The sequence below is a fragment of the Pseudidiomarina terrestris genome, assembly GCF_030466405.1.
GTDB lineage: Bacteria > Pseudomonadota > Gammaproteobacteria > Enterobacterales > Alteromonadaceae > Pseudidiomarina > Pseudidiomarina terrestris.
On the sequence record NZ_JAGGJF010000001.1, the window covers coordinates 79,837 to 95,491 of the forward strand.

Sequence of the window (15,655 nt, forward strand, 5' to 3'; positions counted from 1 at the left end):
ATCCTGCGCGACGCGGTTTCAGCGTGGCAATGTTCATCGTCGCGCCCAACACTACCGGCCGCGACTGCATATTGGTTCTACATGGTTTTCAAAGCAGCCCGAATGAGCTCTTCGCTCGAAGCCTCGCCATGGGTCTTTAATGCCGCAGCAACAGCTTTCTCCGCTTGCGCCGGCTTGTACCCCAGCGCCATCAACGCGCCCGTCGCATCCTCGCGCGGTGAACTTGCAGTCACTGTCGATTGCATATCACCAAAATCGATAGGGGCAGCGTCTGTGGCTGGAGTCGCGCTGGTCCAGTTCTGTAGGCGGTCACGCATTTCCACCACCAATCGCTCTGCTGTTTTACGTCCGACGCCCGGCAGTTTAACCAAGCTCGACACATCATCATGACTGACAGCGGTCACAAACTGTTGCAGGGTCATACCGGACATAATCGTCAGGGCCAGCTTCGGTCCTACCCCTTGTGCTTTTATGAGCTGGCGAAATAAGCCGCGCTCAGCAAAGGTATTAAAGCCATATAAGAGTTGTGCGTCTTCACGCACCACAAAGTGGGTCACCACGGTCACCTGCTCGCCAATGTCAGGCAACTCATACAGGCAGGTCATCGGCATTTGCACTTCATACCCGACGCCCTGCACGTCGATTAAAATTTCTGGCGGCTGCTTACTGATCAGCAGCCCTGTGAGTCGTCCGATCAACGCCCTCTCCTTGTTTGTCTGGTTGCCCGGTTACTCGCCATAGTGGCAGCATACTTGCGGCTATGCGCATGACACAGCGCCACAGCTAAGGCGTCGGCAGCGTCGGCCTGCGGACGATGACTTAATTTCAGCATCGCCATGACCATATGCTGCACCTGAGTTTTATCTGCTGCGCCCGTACCTACCACCGCCTGCTTAATTAGCCGTGCGGCGTACTCTGCGACCGGGAGACTGGCCTGCGCCGCAGCAACAATTGCAGCGCCGCGTGCTTGCCCCAGTTTCAATGCAGAGTCGGGATTACGCGCCATAAAAACCTGTTCAATAGCGAACTCGTCCGGTTGAAACTGCGCGATCAGCTCGCTGACACCATCATGAATGACCTTGAGCTTTTCGGCAAGCGTGAAAGGATTGCGCGCCGTGCCTGCGGCATTGATGCAGCCACTGGCGACATAGGTTAATTGATTGCCCTGCTGGCGAATGATGCCATACCCGGTGAGCCGCGAACCTGGGTCAATACCCAGTATGATGGCCATTAACTGAGGCGCTCCAAAATAGCATCGTCGATGTCTGCGTTATGGTACACCTCCTGCACATCATCGAGCTCTTCAAGCGCGTCAATGAGTTTGAGAAAGGTTTCAGCGTCCGCTTCGGTAAGTGGCGAACGCGTATCCGGTAAGAGTCCGACTTCCGCGTGCAATGGCTCAAAACCTGCAGCTTTCAAGCTATCTTTCACTTTGCCAAAGGTCTCAGGTGTGGTGAATACGTCAAAACTGCCATCCTCGTTGGTGACAATATCCTCTGCGCCAGCCTCAAGGGCAGCTTCCATCAAGGCGTCTTCATCTACCTCTGCGGCAAAACTAAGTACCCCACGTTTGTGAAAGAGGTACGCAACGGACCCGTCAGTACCTAAATTGCCACCGTGCTTACTGAATGCATAACGCACCTCAGACACCGTGCGATTCCGGTTATCGGTCATGGTTTCCAGTAGGATTGCCACACCCCCCGGGCCGTAGCCTTCGTAGGTAAGTTCATCGAGGTTGTCGCCATCGAGGTCACCACTACCACGCTTCACTGCAGTATCAATGGTGTCTTTTTTCATGTTGTTGGCGAGCGCTTTGTCTATGGCTGCGCGTAATCTTGGGTTCGTATCGGCATCACCGCCACCCTCCCGGGCGGCGACCACGATTTCACGAATAAGACGGGTAAAGATTTTGCCGCGCTTAGCATCCTGCGCGGCTTTGCGATGTTTAATGTTGGCCCATTTCGAATGACCTGCCATCGTGCATCCCTCTTTAGTCGTTAGATTCCTCTGCTACCCTAACCGCAACGCCCAGCTCCTGCAAGGCGGCAGGGTTTGCCAGCCCCGGCGCATCGGTCAGTACACAAGCAGCGGTAGTAGTTTTCGGGAAGGCAATGACTTCACGAATAGAGCTCGCCCCCACCATTAACATCACCAGACGATCCAAACCAAATGCCAGACCTGCATGCGGAGGTGTACCGTACTTCAGGGCTTCCAGCAAGAAGCCGAATTTCTCCTGCGCTTCTTCTTTGTCGATGCCCAGAATTTCAAATACAGCTTGCTGCATTGCATTGTCGTGGATACGCACCGAACCGCCACCCACTTCAACACCGTTGAGCACCATATCGTAGGCATTGGATAAGGTCGTCGCCGGATTCGCTTTCAGTTCTTCAGGCGTCACGCCAACGGGTGCCGTAAATGGATGGTGAATCGCATGCAGGCTGCCGTCGTGCTCTTCAAACATTGGGAAGTCAACGACCCACAGCGGACGCCACTCATCACTAACGAATCCGTGCTCTTCACCGACTTTCAAGCGCAACGCGCCAAGGGCTTCAGCCACCACAGTGGCATTATCAGCACCGAAGAAAATAATATCGCCATCCGCAGCCTGAGTTCGCTCGAGGATCCCCTGCAAGGCGTCATCGGGGATAAACTTGAGTACCGGCGACTGCACGCCCTCGCGACCCGCGGCAAGGTCGTTGACCTTCATCCAGGCCAGTCCTTTAGCGCCGTAGATGCCAACAAAGTTAGTATACTCGTCGATGTTTTTACGCGAAATATCGCCGGCTTTACCCGGCACTTTAAGCGCTGCAACGCGACCTTTCGGGTCATTTGCCGGTGCGGCAAACACTTTAAATTCGACCTCTTTAAGCAAGTCGGCAACGTCCACTAGTTCTAACGGATTACGCAAATCCGGTTTGTCGCTGCCAAAGCGCTGCATGGCTTCATGCCAGCTCATACGGGGGAAATTCCCGAGGTCAATTTCGAGCAGTTCATTGAACAACTGACGCACCATCTGCTCGGTGATATCCATCACCTGATCGGCGCTCATAAACGAGGTCTCGATATCAATCTGGGTAAATTCCGGCTGCCGGTCCGCCCGCAAATCTTCGTCGCGGAAGCATTTGACGATTTGGTAATAACGATCAAAGCCTGACATCATCAGCAGTTGCTTAAACAGCTGTGGCGACTGCGGCAAAGCAAAGAACTTGCCTTTATAGGTCCGACTCGGCACTAAGTAATCCCGGGCGCCCTCTGGAGTGGCACGCGTCAGCATCGGCGTTTCAATATCCAGAAAACCGGCCGCGTCCATAAAGCGACGCACGGCACTGGTCACCCGCGCCCGAAACTGTAGATTGTGGTTCATGTTCGGACGGCGCAGATCCAGGTAGCGAAAACGCAGACGAGCTTCTTCGCTGACATGTTGGTTGAAATCGATCGGTAGTGGTTCCGAGCGGCTGAGAATTTCCAGCTCATCGGCCATCACTTCCACAGCGCCGGTAGCCATGGTGGTATTCACCTGACTGTCAGGTCGCGCGCGCACGGTGCCTTTAAGGCGGATACAAAATTCCTGACGCAATTTGTTCGCGGTCTCAAACAAGGCTGCTTGATCAGGGTCGAACACCACTTGCACCAGACCTGTGCGGTCACGCATATCGATAAAAATCAGACCGCCTAAGTCGCGACGTTTGTTGACCCAACCACACAGATTGACCTGCTGATCGACCAGACTTGTTTCAAGCTGTCCACAATAATGGCTACGCATGGGTTTTTCCCTACCACAAATTAAAATTTACAAAGCGCAACATTATAACGGACTGGCAGCGATTGTCAGTAGTACAGACCGGATCGGGCAAAGAAAAAAATGAAGTTTGCCTACCCGTTACGCTAAACTATGTGCATTAGCTTAAGCCAGTGAACAGAAGGATAGCCCGTGCACGAAAGCAAGAAAGATGCGATTTTTGCTGAACCCCTCACTCAGGTGAGCGATTTTGTATTTGATCAGCGCGTGGTTGAGGTCTTTCCCGATATGATTAATCGGTCGGTTCCCGGCTACCAGAGTATCCTGCATGGGATTGGCCAGCTGACTCAGCGCTTCGCGCAACCAGACAGCACCATCTACGATTTAGGCTGTTCACTGGGCGCGGCCACTTTAGCGATGCGACAAAACCTGTCCGGGCACGCCGGCGTGAAGATTATTGCCGCTGATAACTCAGCAGCGATGGTGGAACGTTGCCGCCTGCATCTGCAAGGTTACCGTAGCGATACGCCGGCCGAAGTCGTCTGTACTGACGTGCGCGAACTTGCCATCGACAACGCCTCAGTGGTCACCATGAATTTTACCCTGCAATTTATCCCCCAAGACGAACGCCAGCAGCTGTTACAACGCATCTACACGGGGTTGAAGCCGGGCGGCGTGTTACTACTCTCGGAGAAGTTTAAAAGCGACAATGAGCAACTTAACGAGGTGCTGGTCGATTTGCACCATGAGTTCAAACGCGCAAACGGGTACAGTGAGCTTGAGATAAGTCAAAAGCGTGCGGCCATTGAAAACGTGATGCGGGTCGACTCCCTGGCGACGCATCAGCAACGCTTGCAGGATGCCGGCTTTAAAGCGGTGCAGGTATGGTTTCAGTGCTATAACTTTGCCGCCCTGCTGGCAGTGAAATAACAGGCAGCTCGCCTTTTCATGTACCGAATGATAAATGGATAGCTATGGACGTATTCAAAGATGACCTGATTGCCCTGGCGCAATCGCCACTACGGCATTGGCTCACTCACTTACCGGCGCAGCTGGATCACTGGCAGCGCGAGCAACAACACGGGGAGCTGCGCAAATGGCTGCGCTGCGTCGAGCAACTCCCAACGCTGCCCGCAGAGCAGGTGCAGTTGACCGATACCGTGACCGTGCGTGCCGAGCAGGTCAGTGATGGCCAGCAGCAGCGCATCCGCGGGTTATTGCAGCAACTCACGCCCTGGCGCAAGGGCCCCTTCGATTTGCACGGCGTCAGCATCGACACCGAGTGGCGCTCAGATTATAAATGGCAGCGGGTCGCGCCGCATATCGGTGACCTGACCGGCCAGCAAGTGCTCGATGTGGGGTGCGGCAGCGGCTACCATTTATGGCGTATGCTTGAAAGTGGTGCTGCACAGGTTTGGGGGGTTGACCCCGGACAGTTATTTCTGGCGCAATTTCTCGCCGTTCGGCATTTTATGCCAGCAGAGCTGCAGGCCCGCGCGCACTGGTTTCCTGTCGGCGTGGAAGATCTGCCCGAACTGGCGGCTTTTGATACCGTTTTTAGCATGGGGGTACTTTATCACCGGCGTTCACCGATTGATTTTCTTACCCAGCTGCACGCACAACTACGTAAAGGTGGACAGCTGGTGCTGGAAACCTTAGTGGTTGAAGGCGACGTCACTACCGTACTTGTGCCTGGCCAAACCTATGCAAAAATGCGCAATGTCTGGTTTATCCCCAGTACTCAGGCCTTAGTACACTGGCTGGAGCGCTGCGGTTTTAGCAATGTGCGCGTGGTCGATGAGTCTATGACCGACGTCAGCGAACAGCGGGCTACCGAATGGATGACCGGACAATCTCTGGCTGATTTCCTTGACCCCGATGATCCCAGCAGAACCATCGAAGGCTACCCCGCGCCACGGCGCGCGGTGGTCATTGCTAACGTTTGAGGAAGTGCCGCTTATGTCTACGCCACCGAATTACCGTCCGAAAACCACGCTCGAACAATGGCGTATTCTGCAAGCGGTGGTCGACTACGGTGGTTATGCCCGGGCGGCTGAAGCTATCAACAAAAGCCAGAGTTCAATGAATCATGCTGTGGCGAAATTGCAGGAAAGCCTGGGCGTTAAACTGTTGCAGGTAGTAGGCCGCAAAGCTGAGTTAACCAACATTGGTGAGGTCATGTTGCGCCGCTCGCGGCAATTAACTGTGCTGGTCACCGAGCTCGAACAGCTGGCACAGAACCTGAAACAGGGCTGGGAGCCGGAGATTAAGCTCGCCGTTGAAATGGTCTTTGATCGCAACAAGTTATTACCGGTGCTGCGCGAGTTTCAGCTCCACAGCCGTGGTAGTCGTTTAGTCATTGAAGACACTGTTCTGACCGGCTCCGTTGAAGCCATCATTGACCAGTCTGCAGACATTGTCATCAGCCATCAGCTGCCCCGCGGCATCGTCGGCGAGCCATTAAGCAACTATCGGATGCAGTTGGTGGTGGCCAGTGACCATCCATTGGCACAATTTCCCCAACCCATCAGTCCGGATCAACTCAGTCAGTACCTGCAGGTCGTGATTCGCGATACCGCGCGTAAGCCCGTTGAAGCCGAAGGCTGGCTAAAGGCCGAGCAGCGCTGGACTGTGAACAATTTTAATGAAGCTTTACCGCTGGTAGAGGCCGGCATCGGCTTTTGTTGGCTACCGCCCTTTGTTACCAGAAATGCCGAAAACCTGGTTGAGTTGAGCCTTTCCGGCAGCTCCCGACGCGAGGGTGGCATGTATCTGGTCCTGCCTAAAAACGAAAAAACCGGGCCATGTGCCCGGTTACTTTACGCTATGTTGGTGAGCGAACTCACCAACACGCTAGCCTAATTTAGAATTTAGGTTTATCTATAGGCTCATTAGCATTGATCGCTACGTGCTCAGGATCAGGTTGACCCGCAAGCTCTTCCCATTTACGCGTTTTCAGCGAGACGAAGAAGACCACCACACCAACACCGATACCAAATAAGGTGATCTGCATGTACATGTCAGGCATGGTTGAGGTGTTTTCCGGATCCAGGTTACCAGCAATCAGACCCGCCAGCAGGCTACCGATGGAATAGGTCAGGACGAAAATACCCATCATCTGGCCAGCCATCCGCCGTGGCGCTAATTTACTTACCGCACTCAGTGCAACCGGGCTCAGGCACAGCTCACCAACTGTATGCAGGAAGTACACCGCAACCAGCCAGTTAGGTGATACTTTCATGCCTGATGCAGCTGCCTGTGACGCCAGGAACATCAGGATGAAGCCACTGGCCATGATGATCAGACCCAATGCGCTCTTAAAGCCATAAGATGGGTTAATCATACGTTTGGTCAGGTTGACCCATAACGCAGCAAAGAATGGCGACAACACAATCAGGAAGCCCGAGTTCAGCATCTGGAACCATGGCGTGGGGATTTCAAACGAACCCACCATACGGTCGGTCAGGTCGCGCGCAAACAGGTTCAATGACGACCCCGCCTGCTCGAACCCTGCCCAGAAGCAGATCGAAGCGATACACACCAGGAACAGAGCGCCCAGACGCTTGGCTTCATTTTTGGTAAGGTTGCCGAAAATGAAGATACTCAGGTAATAAACAAAGAACACGATGGTAGCAGCTAAGGCGACGTATTGTGCAATGGCAACCGGATCGATGGTCATTGCGCCGGTCGTGGTACCGATAAAGACAGCCCCCAGACCGATGAGGAACAACACGATCACAGACCAACTAATACGCTGACCACGAGGCGATAGTGGCTTAGGTGCATCAGAACCAATGGCTCCCAGCTTCGGTAAAGTCGCACGGTACTGCACCAAACCGAAGAACATACCTACCGCAGCGGCACCGAAGGCCCAATGCCAGCCTACATTTTCCATCAGATAACCGGTGACCAGGTAACCGATCAGTGAACCAATGTTGATACCCATGTAATACAGGGTGTAGCCAGCATCGCGACGGTCATCACCTTCGTCATAAAGCTGGCCGACCAACGCACTGATATTCGGCTTCAGCATACCAGTACCCAGCACCACCAGGATCAAACCAAGGAAGAACGAGGTATTAGAAGGGATGGCCAGAACAATGTGACCACACATGATCACGATACCGCCGTACCAGGTCGCACGCTGGCCACCGATCAGACGGTCAGCAATCCAGCCGCCGGGCAGGCCCATGAAATAAACTGCACCTGTGTAGAGACCATAGATAGCTGTTGCTACCGCTACAGTCATGCCTAATCCGCCTTCCTGAAGGGCAGCGGTCATAAAAAGTACTAAAAGCGCACGCATGCCGTAATAGCTCATGCGTTCCCACATTTCGGTAAAGAACAAGGTTTGCAAACCGGCCGGCTGGCCGAAAAAACCATTGTCCTGTGGTTGAATATTCTTAGGTTCCATACCTATTTGCCTTCACTAGTTGTTGTTATAAGCGTTCAAAACCGTATTACCCTACCGATTTCGCACGCAAAAGGAAATAGAAAACGATCAATTGCAGAATTAACAGGAGGGGCTGCCCTTAGCGTAAGGGCAGCCCTTGCTTGGAGTTAGAGTTGGGACTTGAGCCAGGCCTGCATCGCTTTGCCCAGTTCGGGGTGACGCAGGGCATGTTCTACGAATGCCTGCGCATAGCCAAGTTTGTTGCCACAATCGTTGCTGCGCCCTTTCATGTAATAGGCATGCACCGGTTGCCGCGCCAGCAGCATGTCCATTGCATCCGTCAGCTGGACTTCATTGCCAGCGCCAACGGGGGTGCGTTCGAGCAGCTCCCACAGCGCCGCAGGGAAGACATACCGGCCGACCACGGCAAGGTCTGACGGAGCTTTATCGACGGCGGGTTTCTCCACCAGCTGTTTGATAGGCGCCTGTTCACCTGGCGCAAGTTCGGCGCCGCTGATATCGGCAATACCGTACTGATTCACTTTGTCACGCGGTACTTTCTCCACCATGACCTGTGCCGCACCGCTATCATCGAAGTTGCGAATCATCTCGGCGAGGTTATCGCGCTTCATATCGCAGCTTGCGCTATCCACCAGTACGTCGGGCAGTACTACTGCAAACGGCTGATCATCAATCAAGGGGCGCGCGCATAACACCGCATGGCCCAGCCCTTTAGCAACGCCCTGCCGAACGTGCATAATGGTTACGCCTGGCGGGGTAATGGCCTGAACTTCAGCCAGCAATTGCCGCTTAACCCGCTGTTCTAGTGTGGTTTCCAGCTCAAAGCTGGTATCAAAATGGTTCTCAATCGAGTTCTTACTCGAATGGGTCACCAGAATAATGTCGGTAAGCCCCGCCGCCGCGCACTCTTCCACGATAAACTGGATCAGAGGTCGATCGACCAGCGGCAGCATTTCTTTTGGGATCGCCTTAGTGGCGGGTAACATCCGTGTACCAAGACCGGCAACGGGGATGACTACTTTTTTTACCATGTCATCAAGTCCTTGTTAGTCGTCAAACTGGTCATAAAAATCATCGCCTAGATCTTCCAGGCCTTCCTCTTCAGTCAACTCCGCTGGCGGGTTGCCGTCGTAGACCTGATCACGCCAGTTCTGAAAGTAAGCTTCGCGAACAAAGCTGTAGGGATCCAGAGAGTTTTGCATCAACGCTTGCTGTTCCTGCAACTGCAGGCGTTTTTCCAATAATTTAATGGACAGCCGGGCGATGCTCAGTGGGGAATTCAAATCGTCCAGCGGGAAATAGAGCCCATCAACCACATCACCGCCACGATCGACAGGGACCGTCGGCCCTAATGCGGGCAACATCAGGTAAGGACCGTCACTTACCCCCCATACCGCCAGCGTTTGGCCGAAAGCTTCTTCACGCACCGTCAGCCCCATCGGCGTGGCCACGTCAAATACCCCAAGCACGCCCACGGTACTGTTAATCAGAAAACGCCAGAACGATACCCCGGCATCCTTAAATTTACCTTGCAGCGTATTATTCAGCAGGTGCGAAGGTTCGCCCAGATTTTCGGCCGCATTAAGTAAGCCCGTACGCACCGGCTGCGGGATCTTGCCATAGGTGCGCGCCACCGGCCACACCACATAATCATCAAGGCTCTGGTTAAAGTCCCAGGCTTCCCGGTTGAATTCTTCAAAGGGGTCGCGAGGGTTGCTGTAGTTATCATCAGGGGCTGTCGCGCAACCGCTCAGCCCAAGTAAAACAATGAGTATAGGTAGAAAATAGGCTTTCAAGAGTCGCTCCTTCTAATCTTGCCGCGATGACGGTTCAAGGATCTGGTCAATGGTCAGGGTCACACTGGCATCTGGCTCCGCTGCGATGGTTTGCGCTGCAGTGCCCAGATCGCCGGCACTTATTTCGATTCGATCATCCGTTGAAATACGTGCCTCGACTTGCCACTGGCTGAGCTGGCTCATTTTATAGTCAGGCAGCATCGCGTTAGCATCAGACAGGCGAACCTCAACCGGGAATTCAGTCACAGCCTGTCGCACCACTGCCGCGGGCATAGGGGCGCCATCCGGCGCTTTCACGAACACGAATAAGGTCGCTTGCTCAGGCACTTGTTCGCGTAACTCGTCGGCGAGCGCGACAGTAACCACTAACTCCTGTTGCGTTCCGGCCAACCGTTGCTCGGCATCCGCTAAAGCGGTTTGCACCGCCGCATAGCGTGAGTCGTCCTCTGGCATCACCTGTAACAGGATTGACCAGGCCTGCACGGCCTGCTGCCAGTCCCCCAGCTGATAGGCGACGGCACCGGTGAGCGACAATGCGTCGGTATTTTGTGGGTCGACTCGCAGCAGTTTGGACAACAGCTGTGCGGCCTGTTGCAAGCGCTCGGCGCCGCCTACGTTAATCAGTAGCTGTGCATAACCCAATAACACCGCCGGACGCTCGTTATCCATCTGATAAGCGCGCTCATAGGCCGCCAGGGCCTCCTCATAACGTTGCAACGCTGCCGCGGCTCGCGCATACAACATCCACGCCAAAGCGTCACCACCGTCCTCTTGCAGACGTTGCCGCAGCCCTAACGCAAACAGCCGCAGTTCCTCGGCTGTAGGTGCTGCCTGCTGATTGGCAATAACTTTCTCAGCCAGTTGCGGCAGTGCCTGTCTGGCCTGCTCAGCGTAACTTTGCTGTTGCCAGCTGCCAAACAAAACGTAACCGATAATCCCCAGGCCGACAATAATAAACGCCGGCAGCCAGATGCCGCTGCCAATCGCTCGCTCCTGCAACTGTTCCAGCTCGGTATTTTCACTGATAAAGCGCTTATCAAGCTCATGTTCCGCAGCGCTGAGCGCCTTATCTGTTAATAAGCCTTCGGCGTGTTCCTGCGCCAGCTCCTGTCGCCGTTGCTCATACAATTCGCGGTTGACGTCCAGACGCGTGTGGCGCTGGGCCTGTTGCCGCGCACCGAACACCACCACCAGAACGAGCGCCAGCAGCGCCAGTACCACCATGCTGGTTATAATCATCCAGCTCATGAATCTTTATCCTCTTGTTGTGCGCTGCGCAGGTGCTCAAGGCGCGCACGATCTTCGTCACTTAGCTCAACTTCAGTTTTGCGCTGGCTACGTACCCGAACCAAAACCACCAATGCACCAATGGCCAATACCGCAAAGGGTCCCCACCACAGAATGCTGGTGGCAACCGTCATCGGCGGTTGATAGTGCACAAAGTCACCGTAACGCGCGACCATATAATCAATCACTTCCTGTTTGCTCGCGCCACGTTGCACCATTAAATAGGTGCGATCGCGTAAGTCCCGGGCCAGTTCGGCATCAGAGTCGGCAATACTTTGGTTCTGGCATTTAGGGCAGCGCAGTTCAGTAATGAGTTCCTTAAAAAGTGCGTCCTTGGCGGGCTCTTCAAAGGTGTAAACCTCCGTCTCCTGAGCCTGGACGGACGTAGCAACTGCCGCTGCCAAGACCACCAACAGCGCTGCGACTAAAGTTGCCTTACAGAAACTACGCATTAGCCTTCCCCTTTTCCAGTTAGCGCCCGATAACGTTGTCCCAGCTCACCTTGCCATACACGTTCATTGACATCACCAACGTGGCGGTATCGAATTCTGCCATCGGCATCAATCAGAAAGGTTTCTGGCGCACCATACACACCAAATTCAAGTGCAACGGCGCCATTTGCGTCAAATAGATTCAAACGATAAGGATCACCTAAGGTATTCAGCCAGTTGATCGCCTTATCTCGAGAATCGTCTTTATAATTCAGGCCGATAATGGTGACGCCCTCTGCGGCCAACTGATTCAGGTACTCATGCTCAGCCCGACAGGTCGGGCACCAGGTGGCCCAGACATTTAGCAACATCGGCTCGCCCTTGAGCACTTCTTCGGTATAAATCTGGGAGGGATCATAAATATCCGGCACGCTAAACTGTGGCACGGGCTTACCGACCAACGCTGAGCTCAGCTCTGTTGGATCGGAGAACAGACCGCGCATCAAAAAGCCCACCAGCACTAAAAATGCCAGCAGTGGCAACAACAATACTACCCATCGCCATTGCTTACTCATCGCTCACCTCCGGCCTTGCGAAAGGCCCGGTAACGTTTGTCGGTTATCGCTAACAAGCCGCCCAGTGCCATCAACAAGGCACCTAGCCAGATCCAACGGATAAAAGGCTTAACGTAGATTCGTACCGCCCACGCATCACTGTTATCCAGAGGCTCACCTAGCGCGACATAGAGGTCACGGGTAAAGCCTGCATCAAGACCTACTTCCGTCATACTCATCTTCTGTACGGTGTAAAAGCGCTTCTCGGTCACCAGCTCAGTGATTTTACGCTCACCGGAGTAGACTGAGAACTCAGCATAATCCGTGAGGTAGTTCGGCCCGCGGCGCTGGCTAAGTTCATCAAACTGGAAGCGGTAACCTTGTACCATGACGCTGTCCCCGGGCGCCAGGCGAACATCACGCTCGATCTCATATTGGGAGACTGCACCGATGCCAATCAACGCCACCGCGAAGCCTAAATGCCCCAGAACCATGCCCCAGTGACTGCGCCCGAGTTTGGTCAGCCCTGCCAGCCCCTGATTGCGCTGTTTGATGCGTAGCTTGAGTTCAGTCACCAGCGTCAGCGTGATCCAGAATGCCATCACCAGTCCCAGCACCGCCATCGCCTGCACCTGCTCGGCCAGCACCGCTGGCAGCAAATATCCCAATCCAAGTGCCAGCGCTAATGCCAATGCCAGACTGTTGCACAGCGGCTGTAAGTCCTGCCGGCGCCAGCGGAATAACGGCCCTAAGCCCATCAGCGCCACAAAGGGCACGATCAGCCAGGTAAACATCTGGTTGAAGAAAGGCACGCCAATGGAAATGGAGCCAAGCCCCAGTTCTTTATGCACCAGCGGCAGTAAAGTGCCCAGCAGCACCACCAGGGTGGCCGCCATCAGCAAGATATTATTGCCCAGCAACATGACTTCACGTGACACCGCTTCGTACTTGGTGTGGCTGTTGACCACGCCACCGCGTAGCGCGAACAACAGCAATGAGCCACCAATGACGACGCCTAATAAGCCCAGTATAAACAAACCACGGGCCGGGTCAGTCGCAAACGCATGCACGGAAACAATCACCCCTGAGCGGACCAGGAAGGTTCCCAGCAAACTCAGACTAAAGGCTGAGATAGCCAATAGCACCGTCCATGATTTAAAGGCGCCGCGTTTTTCTGTTACGGCTAAGGAGTGGATCAGTGCCGTACCCACCAGCCAAGGCATAAAGCTGGCATTTTCAACCGGATCCCAGAACCACCAACCGCCCCAACCGAGCTCGTAGTAGGCCCACCAGCTGCCCAGCGCAATACCCAGGGTCAAAAACGCCCAGGCAGCAGTAGCCCATGGCCGTGACCAGCGCGCCCAGGCGGCATCCAATTTACCGGTCAGCAATGCGGCAATGGCAAAGGCGAAAGCCACGGAAAAGCCAACATAACCCATGTAGAGCAATGGCGGGTGAATGATCATCCCCGGGTCTTGCAGTAACGGGTTCAAGTCACGGCCGTCGACCGGGATCCACGGCAGCACACGGTCGAACGGGTTCGACACGCTGAGCATAAATAAATAGAAGCCGACGCTGATCAGACCCAGAATTGCCAGAACGCGGGCCATCATGGTCACCGGCATACGCCGCGAGAACATCGCCACCGCCGCAATCCAGCCGGCCTGCATCAGCATCCACAACAGAAACGAACCTTCGTGAGAGCCCCAGACCGCGGTGATACGATAGGCCAGAGGCAATTGTGTGTTGGAGTTCGCCGCCACATAAGCAACGCTGAAGTCATTCACAACAAAAGCCCAGGTCAGCGCTGCGTAGGCGATCGCGGTGAACAAAAATTGACCATAGGCCAAAGGCCGCGCCAACAACATCGCGCCGCTATGGCCTTTGTAGGCTCCCCACATCGGATAAACTGCCAGTACCAGCGAGAATGCCAGCGCCAGCGCCAGGGCAAATTGTCCTACTTCAGCGATCATGGGGTGGATCCTTCGAACGCATCAGGCTGGTTCGGGTTGACGTGTTTGATACCTTTCATCTGTTCAGCAAGCTCTGGTGGCATGTATTCTTCATCATGTTTGGCTAACACCTCGGTCGCTTTCATCACCCGCGGCTCGACCATAACACCCTGCGCAACAATACCTTGTCCCTCCCGGAACAAGTCCGGCAGAATACCGGTGTATAAAATTTTGACTTCAGGACCTATGTCCGTAACCCGAAACTCCACCTCAAGGGTTTCCGGATCACGCTTGACCGAATCTTCAACCACCATACCGCCAATCCGCAGGCGTTGACCCACTTCAGGTTTAAGAGCATTTTTGCCTTTGCCCTCAACCACTTCAGTGGGGGTGTAGAACAGATCAATGTTCTGCGATAGCGCATACAGAATAATACTAAAGGCCACAGCCACGCCGGCAATTAAGCCAAGCGTCCAGGTTAACCGCTTTTTTCGTCGGGGATTCATCGCCACTAGGATACCTCTCTCTTCCGTTGCGCCAGACGCTCTTGTCGCCGTTGCTCTTTGACAAATTCACGCTGCAATTTACGCCGTGCAGTTAAACCACTAATGACCAATACGGCGATTGCAGCAAAACTGATCCCAAAGGCCAGCCAAACATAAAAGCCGTAGCCGCCCATTGCAATAAAGGCCTGCAAGTTATCGAACACCATTAGGCTTGCTCCGTCTTACTAAGTTCCGTTGCCCGGTCCTGATTCAACACGTGCTTGACCCAGGGGCGGCGCAGCTCCTGCCGCAGAATTTCATTGCGCATACGCTGCACAATCAAAGCGCCCGCGAGCAGGCCAAAACCCAAAATAGAAACTAATAAAGGAATGAGCATACTGGTTGCCATAGGTGGCCGCTCAAACACGGTCAATGTCGCACCCTGATGCAGAGTATTCCACCACTCCACAGAATAACGGATGATGGGAATGTTGATGACCCCCACCATGGCCAGAATCCCGGCAGCTTTGGCGCCATTCCGCTGATCACTGAAGGCATGATAGAGCGCCAGTACGCCAACGTAGAGAAAGAATAAAATCAGCTGCGAAGTGAGTCGTGCATCCCACTCCCACCAGGTGCCCCACATGGGTTTGCCCCAGATAGCGCCAGTCACCAGCGAGATGAAGGTGAACGTCAGTCCTACTGGTGCAATCGCTGCCAATCCCCAGTCCGCCATTTTCAGCTGCCACACACGTCCGACAAAGGCTGCTATGGCCAGAGCAATATAAAGACTCATGGAAAACATTGCAGTTGGCACATGCACAAAGATGATGCGGTAACTATCGCCTTGCTGATAGTCCGCCGGCGCAAACACTAATCCCCACACAATTCCTAGCCCCAGGGTCAGTGCTGCTGTGATGCTCAGCCAGGGTTGCCAGCGGCCAAGCAAATGATAGACAACTTCCGGTTTTGCGTAAGGATGTAACCAGCGCCACAT

At 54.2% G+C, this 15,655-nt stretch carries 17 protein-coding genes; 3 read left to right on the forward strand and 14 right to left on the reverse strand.

Annotation, left to right across the window (positions count from 1 at the left end; all coding sequences use genetic code 11):
- Positions 1-77: 77 nt before the first annotated feature.
- Genes ruvA through aspS form a run of 4 tightly spaced genes read right to left on the reverse strand, consistent with a single transcriptional unit; the run spans position 78 to position 3,763 of the window.
- A complete protein-coding gene (gene ruvA, locus J6J34_RS00395; RefSeq protein ID WP_301719794.1) occupies positions 78-698 on the reverse strand; it encodes a Holliday junction branch migration protein RuvA in 621 nt (206 codons plus the stop codon).
- The gene (ruvC, locus tag J6J34_RS00400) at positions 695-1,231 is read right to left on the reverse strand and encodes a crossover junction endodeoxyribonuclease RuvC (protein ID WP_301719793.1); all 537 of its coding nucleotides are present in this window, start codon (positions 1,229-1,231) and stop codon (positions 695-697) included. Before ruvC ends, ruvA begins: the two co-directional genes overlap by 4 nt.
- Positions 1,231-1,977, reverse strand: a complete 747-nt coding sequence (locus J6J34_RS00405; protein WP_301774539.1) for a YebC/PmpR family DNA-binding transcriptional regulator — start codon at positions 1,975-1,977, stop codon at positions 1,231-1,233. Before J6J34_RS00405 ends, ruvC begins: the two co-directional genes overlap by 1 nt.
- Before the next feature lie 13 nt (positions 1,978-1,990).
- On the reverse strand, positions 1,991-3,763 hold the full coding sequence (gene aspS / locus J6J34_RS00410; protein ID WP_301719791.1) for an aspartate--tRNA ligase: 1,773 nt from the start codon (positions 3,761-3,763) through the stop codon (positions 1,991-1,993).
- 168 nt (positions 3,764-3,931) lie between these two features.
- Between aspS and cmoA the strand changes: the two genes are divergently transcribed.
- The 3 genes from cmoA to J6J34_RS00425 are packed head-to-tail and all read left to right on the forward strand — an operon-like array spanning position 3,932 to position 6,601.
- On the forward strand, positions 3,932-4,669 hold the full coding sequence (gene cmoA, locus J6J34_RS00415; RefSeq protein WP_301898281.1) for a carboxy-S-adenosyl-L-methionine synthase CmoA: 738 nt from the start codon (positions 3,932-3,934) through the stop codon (positions 4,667-4,669).
- Between the two features lie 44 nt (positions 4,670-4,713).
- Positions 4,714-5,685: a tRNA 5-methoxyuridine(34)/uridine 5-oxyacetic acid(34) synthase CmoB gene (cmoB, locus tag J6J34_RS00420; protein ID WP_301719789.1), complete on the forward strand. Its 972-nt coding sequence runs from the start codon at positions 4,714-4,716 to the stop codon at positions 5,683-5,685.
- A 13-nt stretch (positions 5,686-5,698) separates the two neighbouring features.
- Positions 5,699-6,601 carry a LysR family transcriptional regulator gene (locus tag J6J34_RS00425; protein WP_301898282.1) on the forward strand — a complete coding sequence of 301 codons (903 nt, stop codon included), beginning with the start codon at positions 5,699-5,701 and terminating at the stop codon, positions 6,599-6,601.
- A gap of 1 nt (position 6,602) precedes the next feature.
- On the opposite strand, the gene J6J34_RS00430 is transcribed toward J6J34_RS00425, so the two are convergent.
- The 10 genes from J6J34_RS00430 to J6J34_RS00475 form a co-directional block, all read right to left on the reverse strand.
- Positions 6,603-8,153: a peptide MFS transporter gene (locus J6J34_RS00430; protein ID WP_301719787.1), complete on the reverse strand. Its 1,551-nt coding sequence runs from the start codon at positions 8,151-8,153 to the stop codon at positions 6,603-6,605.
- 146 nt (positions 8,154-8,299) lie between these two features.
- Entirely contained in the window at positions 8,300-9,184 is an 885-nt protein-coding gene (gene galU / locus J6J34_RS00435; protein ID WP_301719786.1) for a UTP--glucose-1-phosphate uridylyltransferase GalU, read from the reverse strand.
- A gap of 15 nt (positions 9,185-9,199) precedes the next feature.
- On the reverse strand, positions 9,200-9,949 hold the full coding sequence (locus tag J6J34_RS00440) for an MlaA family lipoprotein (protein WP_301719784.1): 750 nt from the start codon (positions 9,947-9,949) through the stop codon (positions 9,200-9,202).
- Between the two features lie 12 nt (positions 9,950-9,961).
- The gene (gene ccmI / locus J6J34_RS00445; RefSeq protein WP_301898283.1) at positions 9,962-11,197 is read right to left on the reverse strand and encodes a c-type cytochrome biogenesis protein CcmI; all 1,236 of its coding nucleotides are present in this window, start codon (positions 11,195-11,197) and stop codon (positions 9,962-9,964) included.
- Positions 11,194-11,688, reverse strand: a complete 495-nt coding sequence (locus J6J34_RS00450) for a cytochrome c-type biogenesis protein (RefSeq protein WP_301898284.1) — start codon at positions 11,686-11,688, stop codon at positions 11,194-11,196. The genes ccmI and J6J34_RS00450 overlap by 4 nt, the downstream gene beginning before the upstream one ends.
- A complete protein-coding gene (locus J6J34_RS00455; RefSeq protein WP_301898285.1) occupies positions 11,688-12,242 on the reverse strand; it encodes a DsbE family thiol:disulfide interchange protein in 555 nt (184 codons plus the stop codon). Before J6J34_RS00455 ends, J6J34_RS00450 begins: the two co-directional genes overlap by 1 nt.
- The gene (locus J6J34_RS00460; protein ID WP_301898286.1) at positions 12,239-14,194 is read right to left on the reverse strand and encodes a heme lyase CcmF/NrfE family subunit; all 1,956 of its coding nucleotides are present in this window, start codon (positions 14,192-14,194) and stop codon (positions 12,239-12,241) included. Before J6J34_RS00460 ends, J6J34_RS00455 begins: the two co-directional genes overlap by 4 nt.
- A complete protein-coding gene (gene ccmE / locus J6J34_RS00465) occupies positions 14,191-14,679 on the reverse strand; it encodes a cytochrome c maturation protein CcmE (RefSeq protein WP_301719779.1) in 489 nt (162 codons plus the stop codon). Before ccmE ends, J6J34_RS00460 begins: the two co-directional genes overlap by 4 nt.
- A 5-nt stretch (positions 14,680-14,684) precedes the next feature.
- Entirely contained in the window at positions 14,685-14,885 is a 201-nt protein-coding gene (ccmD, locus tag J6J34_RS00470) for a heme exporter protein CcmD (protein WP_301719778.1), read from the reverse strand.
- Positions 14,885-15,655, reverse strand: coding sequence for a heme ABC transporter permease (locus J6J34_RS00475; RefSeq protein ID WP_301719777.1), 771 nt, complete (start codon positions 15,653-15,655; stop codon positions 14,885-14,887). The genes ccmD and J6J34_RS00475 overlap by 1 nt, the downstream gene beginning before the upstream one ends.